Genomic DNA, 15,717 nt, shown 5'->3' on the forward strand with positions numbered 1-15,717 from the left:
AAAAAATACATTTCCAGCCTATTGGCTTGACAATTGAGCTAAAATATCCAAAAACCACCCATGAGAAGGGATTCTATTTTTTACAAACTATTTAAGCAATTTCCGGCTTTATTGTTTGAACTAGTGGAACCACCCCCAGCAGCTACTAATTATCAGTTTGAGTCTGTGGAAGTCAAAGAAACTTCCTTCCGCATTGATGGAGTATTTTTACCCCCCGATGATGCAGATTCTCAAGTAGTATTTTTAGCTGAGGTACAGTTTCAAAAAGATGAAGATTTGTATTTTCGGTTCTTTTCAGAATTATCTCTGTTTTTATACCGTCACTCGATTCGTTATGATGACTGGGTAGGAGTGATTATTTTTGGCTCTCGTAATTTAGAACCCAGTAATTTAAACATTCATCGTTCCCTACTGTCGGGAGGACAAGTACACCGAATCTATTTAGATGAGTTGGGGGATGTGGAGGAACAGAGTTTGGGGTTAGGGTTGATGTTGCTGACTGTTAAGGAAGGAACAGAAGCTATAGATACCGCCAGGTTTTTACTCACACAAGCACAGCAAGAGTCACAAACAGCCATAATAGATTTAGTGACGACAATTATTATTTACAAGTTTACAAACTTAAGTAGAGAGGAAATTGTCTCTATGTTGGGATTGGATTTAGTGGAACCTAGAGCTATACGGGAAGCTAAGGAAGAAGGTCTCGAACAGGGTCGCACACAGGGTCTCGAACAGGGTCTCGAACAGGGTCTGGAACGGGGTTTGGAACGGGGTCTGGAACAGGGTCGCACACAGGAAGCTTTATCTTTGGTGATGCGGTTATTAAATCGTCGCTTGGGTGAGGTTTCCCCCCAGTGTGGATCACAGATACAGGGGTTATCTTTATCACAGATTGAGGCTTTGGGTGAGGACTTGTTAGACTTTACCACTGTGGCTGATTTGCAAATATGGTTACAGTCTCATCTGTAGTTTATTATTAGTCAGATACCCGATTTCTAACACAAGTCGGGTATGTTGAGCAGTATAATCAGAAAACGCTATCAGTAATCAGTTATGAGTAAGGATTAATTAGTGGGAATTATGGGATACCCAGGGAAGCTGAGGAGTATACTGCCAATAAATCAGCAGTTAAGGGCTAAGTTGGATTTACTCAGAACCCTAGTCAGGCGAGATTTAGAAGCGCGGTATAAGGGGTCAATCCTGGGGAATTTGTGGCCATTGGTAAATCAGCTTTCACAGTTACTGATTTATACTTACGTATTTGCCATTGTCCTGAGAGTCAAGTTAAGCCTGACGAGTCTCCCCGAAAATAATTTTACCTTCGGATTGTGGTTATTTGCGGGTTTGCTTCCCTGGATTGCTTTTTCTGGGGGACTCATCCAGTCCGCTGGTTGCGTGGTAGGACAACCAAATTTAGTTAAAAAGGTGGTTTTTCCCCTAGCTTTGTTACCCTTGGTGCCAATTTTATCTACCTTTATTGAAAGTTCTTTTGGTTTAATGGCGTTGATTGTATTTGTCGCTATCCAAACTCACACATTACATACTACCCTGGCGCTGTTACCTTTGGTTTGGTTAACCCAATTACTTTTAACCACCGGTTTGGGTTATTTAGCTGCGGGGTTAACGGTTTTTTTGCGTGATGTTCCCCAAACCCTGGGGGTAGTTTTAAATATCTGGTTGTATTTAACACCAATTATTTATCCCGCTACTTCAATTCCCGAAGGTTGGCGCAATTGGGTATTTTGGTTAAATCCCCTCACGTCCATCGCCGAGGTATATCGTGATTTAATTTTAGTGGGAGAGGTGCAACATTGGGGAGAATGGGGGGTTGCTAGTATAGTCGCCTTGATTATATTTGGTTTTGGGTTTACCGTTTATAAAAAGCTGCGTCCGGCTTTTGCTGATGTCCTGTAGCAAAGTTTTTACTAATATATCCTTTCTGTGTGTCTAATGAAGCACACACCAATTCCCTATTCCCTATTCCCTATTCCCTATTCCCTATTCCCTGTTCCCTGTTCCCTGTTCCCTCAAACTAAAAAACTTTGTACCTTACGACCATGGAAAATAATATAAGATAGATATGGGTGAGGAAATTGCCATTTCACTAAAGAACATCTCCAAGTCTTACAAGCGTTATCCTCGTCCAGTAGATAAGCTCAAGGAAATTTTACTACCCAATAAAAACTACGCCCAGGAATTTTGGGCGCTCCGGGATATTAACTTACAGGTTCCCCAAGGGGAAACCTTAGGAATTATTGGTCAAAATGGTTCTGGTAAAAGCACACTTTTACAAATTATCGCCGGAACCCTCACCCCAACTACAGGTGAAGTATTTGTTAATGGTAGGGTATCCGCCCTCCTTGAACTAGGTAGCGGGTTTAACCCAGAGTTTACTGGGAGACAAAACGTATTTTTTAACGGTCAAATTTTAGGCTTAAGTCGAGAAGAAATAACAGCTAAGTTTGATGATATAGCAGCTTTTGCGGAAATTGGGGATTTTATTGACCATCCTGTGAAGACTTATTCTAGTGGGATGGTGGTCAGGTTGGCTTTTGCGGTAGTCGCTCATACAGAACCGAGTATTTTGATAGTAGATGAAGCTTTAGCTGTGGGGGATGCAAAGTTTCAAGCTCGCTGTATGAAGCGAATTCGTCAACTCAAAGAACAGGGGGTAACTATATTATTTGTTTCCCATGATGCCAGTAGTGTGAAAATGTTATGTCATAGCGCTATGTTGATGAATTCTGGCAGAATGCTAGAAATAGGTACTCCTAATGATATAGTTAACCATTATATTGCCCTGTTAAGCACAGATGATCAGCCGGAAACCGAAACCAGAATCACCCAGAGCGCCCAATTAGTTGACCAGCCTGATGATAAGAGTCCAAATAATCACTATGATGGTTTAAGTAGGCATGGTAATCAGCTAGCAGTCATTCAAGAGGTAACTATTCTGGATGACCAGGGTGAAGCAGTCACCAAATTAGAGACGGGTAAGAGTTTTGAAATTAGTATATTAATCCTAGCTCAAGGGGAGCTTTCTGATTTAGTTGTTGGTATATCCTTAAGAAATCTCATGGGTTTAGTAATTTATGGTACTAACACCCACTTACAGCAGGTTAAATTACCGGATATTCCACAAAATCAACAATTACAAGTTGTGTTTCAAGTTCCCTGCTTAATGAATAAGGGGGTTTATACGATTACGGTGGGTATACATTCCGAAACAGGCGTAAGTTATGACTGGGTGGATGAACTGGTAGTTTTTGAAGTCCATAACGGTACTTCCTGTGATGGCTTGATAGATTTAAAATCTTGTATTAGGTTCAATCTTTAGGTAATTTTTATCTTAGGTAACAGGTAACAGGTAACGCCGGAAGGATTGGGGAACACACAAAAAACAATAAAATCCAGTCACCTTTCCCTGACAAGGGGAGGGTTAGGGAGGGGTAACATAATAGTTGATACACTAATCATGACTGATCAAACATCCTCTTAGAATTCACATTAATATGTGAATTCTCTATTCTGCCTAGGTTTCGGGCATTTTTAACCCCTGGCCATGGGCATAGGCATATGATCACGAGTCTTAAATTAATATACACCTTTAGGTAGATGACAACAAAAAGCCAAATTAAACATCTATCTAAAAGTAGATGACAAAAACAAGAGGAAATGCTATATCATAATTTGTGGCACAATGTTACACTCTGGCAACTTTTGAACCAAAGAAGTGTAAAATTGATAGCCAAATAATAATATGTATGTAACAGAACTTGCAGTCAATTTTCTGTTACAATTAGTGTGGTGTTGCGTTGTATCCAACCTTGAAGGAGTGAAAATCCCAAGTTATGACAGTAACTATTGATCAAATCCAAAGTTTATATATTGCTTTCCGTGGTAAAGCGGCAGATACCCTAGGTTTAGTTCAGGGGCTGGAACTAGGCAAAACCTTGACATTGGCACAATTGGCCTCAGGTTTTGCTAATTCACCAGAAATAAACAGTTTAACTACAGATCAATTTATTGACCGGGTTTACGCAAATTTTGCGCTGCAACCAGACATAGTTGCTCGAATTAGTTTAACAGGGCGTTTAGGCGCAACACCAGATCCATCCAAACGATCTGAGTGGGTTCTGGAAACTTTACAGGGAATCCAGAATAGTCAGCGTCCCGAAGCAGAAACCCTGAGAACTAACATTGAAACTGCAAAAAATGACAGCTACGAGTTAGCTATTCAACAATTTTATGTAGCGTTACTGGGTCGGGCTGGAGAAGAAGGCGGTCTTCAAGGTGGAGTTGAGTTGTTGAAGGCTGGTACTCTATCCATTGCTCAACTTATTGATAGTACTGCTAACTCCACGGAAGCACAAGGTAAATACACAACTAATAATGAGTTTGTTAGTTTCGTATATCAAAATGCTTTTGGTCGGCCAGCTTCAGCAGAGGATCTCAGTAGATGGACTGGAAGACTCAATACTGCCACCAAAGGTGAGGTGTATCTAGAAATCCTGGGGAATGCAACTCAGGAAGACCTGAACAATTTTGACGGACGTGTTGATCAGTTAGTCGGCGGATCTCCCACTCCCGGTGGTGTCACCATTACAGACAATGTGGAGGGGACTGCTACCGGAAATATCACCTACACTTTCAGATTTGACCAACCTGCCACAGACTTTAACGCTGATGATGTTACAGTCACCAACGGGACTAAAGGAGCTTTCAACGCAGTTAGCGGTACTGAGTACACCTTAGTTGTTACACCTAATGCCAACTTTGAAGGTGATTTGACAGTGGCGGTGGAAGAGCAGAGAGTAGTTCAAGTAGTTGATACCAAAGCGCCCACAGTCACAGTTACTCCTGGTCTTAACAATACTCTCTACACCTTCAACTTCTCTGAAGCTGTAACTGGTTTTGCTGCTGAAGATATTACAGTCACCGGCGGTACAGCAGGAGCTTTCAACGAAGTCACCGCCGGTACTCAGTACACCTTAGCAGTTACTCCCACTGCAGGTGCCACACCCACCGTCAGTGTAATAGCCGGAGCCGCTGCTGATGCTGCTGGTAACCAAAGTATTGCCAGTGGTGCTTCGCCTGTTGATGCGCGACCAGAAGTTAGAATTGATGACCAACCCTTAGAGAACGGCGACTTTCTTTTCACCTTTACTTTCACAGAAAATGTCGATGGCTTTGAAGCCGGCGATATCGGCATTACAAATGGTACTCCGGGAGCTTTCAATAAAGTTAGTGACAGTGTATACACTTTATCGGTAACTCCCAATGCTAGTGCATCAGAGGTGAGAGTAGCTGTACAAGAAGGCGTAGCTACCGATGCAACGGGTAATACGAATTTTGGGCAGGAAAGCACATTTGATACTCGCAGAACTTTTGTACTCACCAATGCACTCGATAATGTACGAGGTACCAGTGGTAATGACCTGTTTGTTGGTGACAACAGTGGTGGTGGTATTGGATTTTCTAGTAGTGTCCAAGCTGGAGACCAGATCAACGGTGGAGCTGGTACAGATACCTTCCAATATTACGGTGCCAATGGTACAGTCCCGACTTTAACCAGTGTTGAACGAGTTGAATTAATCGGATTGACTAATAATATTGACTTCACCCGTTTAGCTGGTAGCGGTATTCAGGAAGTAATCATTCAATCTAACCCAACAGGCCCAGTTATCCCTAACCCAGTTATCCCTAACACTGTCATAGTAAGCCCGACAGTTTCAGGATTACAAGGGATTAGATTTGGTATTGAGGACGTTACTAATGACCCCAATATTACTGGCGATTTTGGTAATAATGCAACCACTGCTTCTGTCACCTTGAATGATTCTCAGTTGAATGCACTTAACATCTTCGGTGACAGAATCGCTACCCTCAACCTAGAAACAAATGGAAATAATGAAGTTGACACTTTAGCATTCACAAACAATGGCAATGCTCTGAGAACCATCAATATTACTGGGGATGCTGACCTAACTGTTACCAACCCAATCGCTTTAAACGATAATGCTCAGACAAGGGTTGAAGCCTCACAACACACTGGTGATTTAAACGGTGGTTTGGATGCAAACAATGATGTTTTACCCTTGATCCTTCAAGGTGGAAGCGTTGAATTTAATGGTGGTACTGGTAACAACACTGTCACGGTCAATAATACTACTGGTCGTAGCATCTTAAGAGGTGGTCCCGAAGGTAATGATAGTGATGACCGTCTGACAGTAAATGGTAATGGCAATCATGAATTAATCGGTCGTGCTGGTGATGACCGTCTGACAGTAAATGGTACCGGCAATCACACATTAATCGGCGACGATGGCGATGACACTATTATCCTGGTAGGGAATGCAGTCGATAACTGGAATCAAAATGATGTTATTAATGGTGGCAGTGATACAGATACATTGGTATTGAGGAGTAATAGAGAAACTATTGGCTTTGATAATACTGCTGCTAATATTCGCTTACTTACTGCCCTCAATGCTGCTGTTAGCATTGAAACCTTGCGATTAGAAAGGTTAGCGAACCCTCAAGCGAACCCTCCTGTTAATTTGACCACAGCAACAGTAGACGCTAGTACAATCACCGGGATTAACAACTATGAATTGTTTGCAACAACGGTTGATCTCAGTGGTGCAGCTCCCGATGACAGATTTACCCTGGAAAGTGGAGGAGGAGTTGATGCTAATGACAACACAAGATTTACAAGAACACTACAAACTTTAAATCTTAGAGAAGCAGCACAAAGTGTTAACTTAACCTTAACAACTACTCCACAGAATCCTCCACTGAATCCTGCACCAACTGTTGTTACTGCAACCTTAAATATCACTTCCAACCTAGGTGCTGCTGCAGCGGGGACAAATAACATCACCCAAATAACCAGTGATTCAAATACATTAACCATTAATGTCACAGGTAACCGAAACCTGCAGATCGCTGCTCCTACCCTCACTGGAAACAATCCTACTGGAATAACAATTAATCCAGGTCAAGCTGGCTTTACTGCCAATTTAACAGCTACCGGTACTGCTGGTGCTGACATATTAACCGGTGGTACTGGTGCTGACACCTTAACCGGTGGCGCTGGTGATGACACCTTAACCGGTGGTGCTGGTGCTGACAGATTAACCGGTGGTGCTGGTGCTAATACCTTCGTTTATCTTGCTGCTACTGACTCCACTGCTGGAACTTTAACGGGTGCGAATACAACATTCGATGTCATCACTGACTTCAAACGAACCGACAGAATTGATTTGACAGCTACAGGAACTACTGCGGCTCAGTTCGTGCCGGTCGCTGGGGTGCAAGCAGTGGTCGATGCTGCAGCGGTGGCGCTTAACCTAACTGTTGAAGATAACTTCAGAAATATTGTTAATGCAGCAGCAGGAATTGCTGGTGAGAACAGATTAAGTGCTTTTGAATTAGGAGGTAATACTTACATTTTGCGTACTGGTGGTGTTCCTGGTGCCGATAATGCTGGTACTGCAGATGACTTCTTCGTTCAACTTACTGGTACTTATACTCTAACTGCAGCAGATTTCATTTTTGCGTAGATAAATAGGAACATACCTTTTTCATAGGTTTTTCTAGGGCATAATCAACTTATGCCCTTTTTTTTGTCAGAATTAGTACTCATATCCCCGACTTCTGACTATGTTCTTGTCAGGTAGTGATAAATTTTGGTAGAAGTCGGGGATATTACCCAGCAGAGTTAACGTCCGCCGTCAAAACCCACCGCAGCGAGCGCCCCTAACACAAAGTGCGAGCGCCCACCCCGCCAGGGGTTAGAAACCCCTGTCTAATAGCTAAAGTCGGATAAATCCGACTGAGTGTTAATTCTCACAGTAAAAATAGGGTCAAAAATCATTGCTTAGAGTATTTTATGTTACCTAATAGTCCACTTCTAGTGGACTTTCGCTTTCAGACGGGGAATTAATTCCCCGGCTGGTTTATCAGCAGCGATCGCCGCGATCTGCTTGCAGCAGCGCTTCGCTATCGCTCATAGTCAACGCCCACCCCAGCCAGGGGTGAGCCAGGGGTTAGAAACCCCTGTCTAATAGCTAAAGTCGGATAAATCCGACTGAGTGTTAATTCTCACAGTAAAAATAGGGGAAAAATCATTGCTTAGAGTATTTTATGTTACCTAATAGTCCACTTCTAGTGGACTTTCGCTTTCAGCCGGGGAATTAATTCCCCGGCTGGTTTATCAGCAGCGATCGCCGCGATCTGCTTGCAGCAGCGCTTCGCTATTGCTCATAGTCAACGCCCACCCCAGCCAGGGGTGAGCCAGGGGTTAGAAACCCCTGTCTAATAGCTAAAGTCGGATAAATCCGACTGAGTGTTAATTCTCACAGTAAAAATAGGGTCAAAAATCATTGCCTAGAGTATTCTATCTTACCTACCAGTCCACTTTTAGTGGACTTTTGCTTTCAGACGCTTAATTAATTCCCCGGCTGGTTTATCAGCAGCGCTGGTGCGATCTGCTTGCAGCAGCGCTTCGCGAGCGCCCCTAACACAAAGTGCGAGCGCCCACCCCGCCAGGGGTTAGAAACCCCTGTCTAATAGCTAAAGTCGGATAAATCCGACTGAGTGTTAATTCTCACAGTAAAAATAGGGGAAAAATCATTGCTTAGAGTATTTTATGTTACCTAATAGTCCACTTTTAGTGGACTTTTGCTTTCAGCCGGGGAATTAATTCCCCGGCTGGTTTATCACCAGCGCTGGTGCGATCTGCTTGCAGCAGCGCTTCGCTATCGCCCCTACCACAAAGGTGAGCGCTCGTAGGACAAAGGCGATCTGCTTGCAGCAGCGCTTCGCGAGCGCCCCTAACACAAAGTGCGAGCGCGCACCCCGCCAGGGGTTAGAAACCCCTGTCTAATAGCTAAAGTCGGATAAATCCGACTGAGTGTTAATTCTCACAGGGAAAATAGGGTCAAAAATCATTGCCTAGAGTATTCTATCTTACCTAATAGTCCACTTTTAGTGGACTTTTGCTTTCAGCCGGGGAATTAATTCCCCGGCTGGTTTATCAGCAGCCCTGGTGCGATCTGCTTGCAGCAGCGCTTCGCTATCGCCCCTACCACAAAGTGCGAGCGCCCACCCCGCCAGGGGTTAGAAACCCCTGTCTAATAGCTAAAGTCGGATAAATCCGACTGAGTGTTAATTCTCACAGGAAAAATAGGGTAAAAAATCATTGCTTAGAGTATTTTATGTTACCTAATAGTCCACTTTTAGTGGACTTTTGCTTTCAGCCGGGGAATTAATTCCCCGGCTGGTTTATCACCAGCGCTGGTGCGATCTGCTTGCAGCAGCGCTTCGCTATCGCCCCTACCACAAAGGTGAGCGCTCGTAGGACAAAGGCGATCTGCTTGCAGCAGCGCTTCGCGAGCGCCCCTAACACAAAGTGCGAGCGCCCACCCCGCCAGGGGTTAGAAACCCCTGTCTAATAGCTAAAGTCGGATAAATCCGACTGAGTGTTAATTCTCACAGGAAAAATAGGGGAAAAAATCATTGCTTAGAGTATTTTATGTTACCTAATAGTCCACTTTTAGTGGACTTTCGCTTTCAGCCGGGGAATTAATTCCCCGGCTGGTTTATCAGCAGCCCTGGTGCGATCTGCTTGCAGCAGCGCTTCGCTATCGCCCCTACCACAAAGGTGAGCGCTCGTAGGACAAAGGCGATCTGCTTGCAGCAGCGCTTCGCGAGCGCCCCTAACACAAAGTGCGAGCGCCCACCCCGCCAGGGGTTAGAAACCCCTGTCTAATAGCTAAAGTCGGATAAATCCGACTGAGTGTTAATTCTCACAGGAAAAATAGGGGAAAAAATCATTGCTTAGAGTATTTTATGTTACCTAATAGTCCACTTTTAGTGGACTTTCGCTTTCAGCCGGGGAATTAATTCCCCGGCTGGTTTATCAGCAGCCCTGGTGCGATCTGCTTGCAGCAGCGCTTCGCTATCGCCCCTATGTTTTTTAGTTTTCCATGGTGATCGCGATCGATGAGAATATTATAGTTAACTGCTGCCAAAAATTACCCAAAATTGCTGAAATTTTCCCCAGAAATGATACATTTAAACCACAGCTATCTTTAAGGGAGAGCTAGAACTAGTTTTTTTTGTAAACCATGTTAGTCACTGTTCACTTGATGATAGGATACAGCTTAATTTAGTTAGATATGTTGAGCGATGATCGGAGAAAACAATCCCGAAATTAACGTTGATGAATTAATGGCCAAGATCCGCAATGAGGTGGCTAAACGCAAGGGTCAACCTCATCGAGTCATCAAATCATCTGACCCAGATACAAGTAATCTGACATTACACCTGAGTTATATTGAATCTTTCCTCAAAAATGCTGAGGATAGGGCATATACTCGCACCAAGTGGCCTGATAAACTCAACCGCTTTCCTTTTAATCTGAGCAAAAAGTTACAAAAAGCCACTTTAAAATTATTAAATTTTCTCTTCAAAGACCAAAGAGAAATAAATTTTAATTTGCTCCAAGCTCTCAGAGAATCTGTAGTTATCAACCAACAACTAATAGCAGAAATCTCCAGCTTAAAAACACAGATTAATGAAAATTTACAAACAGTAGATACCCAACTACAAACCACCCATGAGCGCCTACAGACAGTAGATACTCAACTACAAACCACCCATGAGCGCCTACAGACAGTAGATACCCAACTACAAACCACCCATGAGCGCCTACAAACAGTAGATACTCAACTACAAACCACCCATGAGCGCCTACAAACAGTAGATACTCAACTACAAACCACCCATGATGATTATATCAGAAATGACAGCTATGTGAAAAATGATCTCATGCAGCAGAAGCGGTTAATAGGATTATTTTTGGAGGAAGCGCGGCGACGATTACCCGCACCTTTTGATCAAGAACAGCTGCAAACCTTTGTCAATGAAGATGAACATTTGTTAGATGCTTTCTATGTGGCTTTTGAAGATTATTTCCGGGGTAGCCGTGAAGATATATTAAATAGATTAAAAGTATATTTGCCTCTGATTGAGCAAGCCAATATTGGTACACCAGACGCGCCTATTTTAGATATAGGCTGTGGGCGGGGTGAATGGTTAGAATTACTCAGGGACTCTGGATATATATCTAAAGGTATAGATATCAATAGAGTGATGATAGAGCAATGTCAAGCCAGAGCTTTGGATGTTATAGCTGCAGATGCGATCGATTATTTACAAACTTTACCAGAAAACAGTTTGGGTGCTGTCACAGGATTTCATATTATTGAGCATTTACCCTTTAAACTATTGATGCGGTTATTTGCAGAAACAGTTAGGGTGCTGAAACCCCAGGGGTTAGTAATTTTTGAAACCCCCAATCCTGAGAACATTTTAGTAGGTAGCAATAATTTTTATTTAGATCCCACCCATCACCACCCATTACCTAGCGCCACAATTCAGTTTATCGCTGAAATATCTGGTTTATGTAATATCCAAGTGATGAAATTACATCCATACCCAGAGAATCAACAAGTTAAAGGTGAAGATTTAGCCCAACGCTTTAATCATTACTTTTATGGTTGCCAAGATTATGCAATTGTAGGGTATAAATTATGAACTCAATAGCAATAGTTACACCTTGGTTTGGTAAGGAGTTAAAAGGAGGAGCAGAACAACAAGCTTGGCAAATTGCAACCCGTTTAGCGCAGCGAGGACATGAAATCGAGGTTTTGACAACCTGTTGTCAATCTTTTGCAGATGATTGGTCTGTAAATCATCTCAAACCAGGGTTAACTCAAGAACTAGGGATAAAAATTAGACGCTTTCCTGTTAATCCTAGAAATAGCACTAGGTTTGATGCAGTTAATTCTGCGATGTTAAGTTTACCATCTTCCCATTTAAGAACAGGAGTTAGTCCAGTTGTTTTAGAGGATGCAGATGTCTTTGCTCAGGAAAATATTAATTCCACTGCATTACTAAATTTTTTAAACGAAAATCAAAATAACTATCAAGCATTTATATTTATTCCCTATCTTTATGGTGTAATTTTAAATGGTTTACCCCTGGTGTCTAGCCGAGCATTTCTTCAGCCTTGTTTACATGATGAAGTTTATGCCTATTTACCACAGGTGGCTGAAATTTTTCACGCCGCTAAAGGGTTGTTATTTATTAGTGAAGGTGAAGCAGAATTAGCCAAACAGTTATATGGTCCGGGAATTATCCCCAAAAGTATAGTTGCAGGTGCTGGCATAGAATTAGAACCTCATGATAATACACCAACTATTGAAATTAAAAATTTTTACCCACAACCAGAAAAATATATTCTGTGTTTAGGTCGCAGAGATGTAACCAAAAATACTGATTTATTAGTGAGGGCTTATAGTGATTTTAAGCAAAAGCATTTAGATTCTCATTTGAAATTAGTTATTGTTGGGCCTGGTAATCCATCTTTTCTCAAGTCCATAGAAGGATTAATAGATTTAGGTCTAGTCACAGAAAATCAAAAAGCGACATTATTAGCTAATTGTTTAGCTTTATTTCAACCGAGCCAAAACGAAAGTTATTCCCGGGTGATTATGGAGGCTTGGTTCTATGGTAAGCCCGTAGCGGCTCATAGTAGTTGCTTGGCTACTGCAATGGCAGTAAAATCTGCTAAAGGTGGTTTGCTAGCAGCAACAGAAATAGAATGGTCAGAATTATTTGCTGAATTTGACCAATTAGATCAGGACACAATCACAAGATACGGCATCAATGGTCAAAAATATGCCCAAGAAAATGCTGTTTGGGATCGGGTCATAGAACGTTATGAATTGGTATTGGGTTTATCTCCACAATCCCCACCGCTGATCAATAACCTCAGTTCAGGAAAGCTGAAAGAAATCCACCAACTACTACCTAATTTAGCCTATGGTGATGCTATTTCTAATCATGCTTTAGCAATTAGAGATTATTTACGTAAGTGCGGCTATGAATCCAAGATTTTTGTCAAATATTTAGATGACCGAGTTGCTCAGGAAGCTAAAGTATTTCAACCCCATGCTATTAGTCAAACAGCAGGTTTAATCTATCATCATTCTATCGGTACCGAACTGACAGATTATGCGATCGCTCACCGGAATGTCAAATGTTTAATCTATCACAATATCACCCCCGCTGAGTTCTTTTTACCTTATCGACCAGACTTTGCCCAGATTCTGAGCAAAGGTCGTGGGGAACTCCCACAACTAGCCCAGTATTTTCCCCTTTCCTTAGGAGATTCTGCTTATAATGCTGGGGAACTTTTAGCATCTGGTTTTAGTAACCCCGGTGTATTACCCATAGCAGTAGACCCCAGTAAATGGGATATGGCTGCAGATGTGGAATTAATGGAACACCTGCAAGATGGTAAAACAAATTTATTATTTGTGGGTCGTTTAGCCCCCAATAAATGTCAAGATGATTTACTAACAGCCTTTGACCATTACCTGACCATGGATCAACAGGCCAGACTCATTTTAGTAGGACAAGGAGACCCGAAGGATCCATACTATCGACATTTACTCAACACCATAGACAAGCTCAGGCTGACACAGTTTGTCATGCTTCCAGGTCAAGTCAATGATGCTCAACTATTGGCATTTTATCGCACAGCCCACTTGTTCTGGTCAATGAGTGAACATGAAGGTTTTTGTGTACCCTTAATTGAGGCTATGTGGTTTGATATTCCCATTTTGGCTTACGCCAGCACTGCTGTACCAGAAACCTTGGGAGAGGGGGGTATACTTTTCACCACTAAGGAGGACTTAATTGCAGTGATCGCTCTTGCTAAAATTCTGGTGGGCGATCGGGGTTTAAGAGCAAAAGTAATCAATGCTCAACGTCGGCGTATAAATGATTTTTCATTGGATAATGTCCATCAAAAAATAAGTGAAATGGCTATGAGAATGTCAGATATGTAATATTTGTATAAAACTTATCCATATCAGGAGTTATAATGAGGGTTGCTTTTGTGGTGCAAAGGTGTGGATTAGAGGTAAATGGCGGTTCAGAAACTCTCTGTCTTCAAGTAGCCCAGAAAATGTCTCATTACTGGGAAACAGAAATACTGACAACCTGTGCATTAGACTATATTCAATGGCAAAATTACTATCCACCGGGAGTTACTGAAATTTCCGGTGTGACGGTGCGACGCTTCCAGGTAGCTCCCACCAGAGACATCGAAAAATTTAATTATTTGTCTGCAGAGATTTCTCATCATTTGTTAACAGCTACCCTTGAGGAGCAAGAAACCTGGATGCAAGCCCAAGGGCCAGTGTCTCCCGACTTAATTGCTTACGTTCAAAAACACAAAGATGAATATGATGCCTTTATTTTCTTTACTTATTTATATGCCACCACCTATTTAATTTTGCCATTAGTGGCAGAGAAAGCCTACTTAGTTCCCTGCGCCCATGATGAATGGCCTATTTACCTAAGTATGTGGGAAAATTTCTTTAAAAAACCACAGGGCTTTATTTTTAACACCCCAGAAGAAAGGGATTTTTTAGTAACTCGTTTTCCCCGGGTCAGTTTCAGCGGACCAATTGCGGGGGTAGCGGTAAACCCAGCGCTTACCCTGAATGCAGAAGGATTTCGGCACAAACACAATCTACATGAACCCTTTTTACTGTATGCTGGCAGAATAGACCAATCTAAGGGATGTGACCAACTTTTTGATTATTTCACCCTATTGCGAAACCAGGAATCAGGTTTAAGAAAGTTGGTTTTGTTAGGTAAGGCCGCAATGCCAATTCCCCAACATCCAGATATTATCTCATTGGGTTTTGTAGATGAACAAACCAAGTGGGATGCTTTAGCAGCTTGCGATTTACTAGTCATGTCCTCACCCTATGAGAGCCTTTCTATTGTCTTGTTAGAGGCTTGGGTAGTAGGTAAACCTGTCTTAGTTAATGGTAGATGTGATGTATTAGTGGGGCAATGTCGCCGGTCTAATGGTGGGGTTTGGTATACAAATCCAGATGAGTTTCAAGTTGCAATTGAAACAATGGATGAGTCAGTAAGCAATCGATTAGGTAAGCAAGGAAAATTATTTGTAGAAAGAAATTATATATGGACTAAGATTGAAGAAAAATATTTAAAACTACTGGAATAAGCAAAAATTTTATACTCTTTATTCTGCTATAATCCTAAATTAGCATTTTCCAATTTTAAGACGGTAGTTGAGAGGTTATTTCACTTTTTAACAAATCAAATATGAGCGAGGCACTTTTAGAACCAATACTAAGACGACTAAGACTGTGGAGAGTCCAGCCCCATATTCCCAAAAACTCCCTACTCTTGGATATAGGCTGTGGCACTAAAGCGACTTTTTTAAAAGCTATTGCGCCCCATATCAAACAAGGTTTTGGTGTTGACTTTAAAGTCAAGGACTTGCAAATGGGTAATATTCAAACCAAACAACTAAGGTTTGAGAACCATTTACCCTTTGCAGATGCAAGTTTTGAAGTAGTCACCATGCTTGCAGTTTTAGAACACATTGAGCAAGAGAGGGAGATATTACAATAAATTTACCGAGTGCTGATTCCAGGAGGCAAATTAATCTTAACAGTACCATCAGTTTGGTCACAACCTGTTTTGGAGTTTTTAGCTTATCGGCTAAAAATTGTCAGTGCTGCCGAAATTCGAGATCACAAAAGATACTATAACCGCCAGAAACTACACAGGGTTTTAGTTAATCTGACCAAATTTCAA

General features: G+C 42.0%; 8 protein-coding genes. All 8 read left to right on the forward strand.

The genetic code is table 11. The annotated features are described in order from the left end of the window. The first annotated feature begins 60 nt into the window (after window positions 1-60). The 8 genes from AC6IZ0_RS16550 (at window position 61) to AC6IZ0_RS16585 (ending at window position 15,531) form a co-directional block, all read left to right on the forward strand. Window positions 61-969 (forward strand): Rpn family recombination-promoting nuclease/putative transposase, encoded by a 909-nt coding sequence (locus AC6IZ0_RS16550; protein WP_497723920.1) that lies wholly within the window; start codon window positions 61-63, stop codon window positions 967-969. Between the two features lie 111 nt (window positions 970-1,080). After that, complete coding sequence (locus AC6IZ0_RS16555; protein WP_271731873.1) at window positions 1,081-1,914, forward strand: ABC transporter permease; 834 nt, start codon at window positions 1,081-1,083, stop codon at window positions 1,912-1,914. A 166-nt stretch (window positions 1,915-2,080) separates the two neighbouring features. After that, window positions 2,081-3,337 (forward strand): ABC transporter ATP-binding protein, encoded by a 1,257-nt coding sequence (locus tag AC6IZ0_RS16560; protein WP_497723923.1) that lies wholly within the window; start codon window positions 2,081-2,083, stop codon window positions 3,335-3,337. 514 nt (window positions 3,338-3,851) lie between these two features. Further along, entirely contained in the window at window positions 3,852-7,565 is a 3,714-nt protein-coding gene (locus AC6IZ0_RS16565; protein WP_497723925.1) for an Ig-like domain-containing protein, read from the forward strand. A gap of 2,629 nt (window positions 7,566-10,194) precedes the next feature. Then, window positions 10,195-11,604, forward strand: coding sequence for a methyltransferase domain-containing protein (locus AC6IZ0_RS16570; RefSeq protein WP_497723927.1), 1,410 nt, complete (start codon window positions 10,195-10,197; stop codon window positions 11,602-11,604). Beyond that, window positions 11,601-13,925: a glycosyltransferase family 4 protein gene (locus tag AC6IZ0_RS16575; RefSeq protein WP_497723928.1), complete on the forward strand. Its 2,325-nt coding sequence runs from the start codon at window positions 11,601-11,603 to the stop codon at window positions 13,923-13,925. Before AC6IZ0_RS16570 ends, AC6IZ0_RS16575 begins: the two co-directional genes overlap by 4 nt. 35 nt (window positions 13,926-13,960) lie before the next feature. Then, window positions 13,961-15,118, forward strand: a complete 1,158-nt coding sequence (locus AC6IZ0_RS16580) for a glycosyltransferase family 4 protein (protein WP_497723929.1) — start codon at window positions 13,961-13,963, stop codon at window positions 15,116-15,118. 101 nt (window positions 15,119-15,219) lie between these two features. After that, a complete protein-coding gene (locus AC6IZ0_RS16585) occupies window positions 15,220-15,531 on the forward strand; it encodes a class I SAM-dependent methyltransferase (protein WP_497723930.1) in 312 nt (103 codons plus the stop codon). The last annotated feature ends 186 nt before the right edge of the window (window positions 15,532-15,717 follow it).

It is taken from the genome of Anabaenopsis sp. NIES-4685, assembly GCF_059725405.1.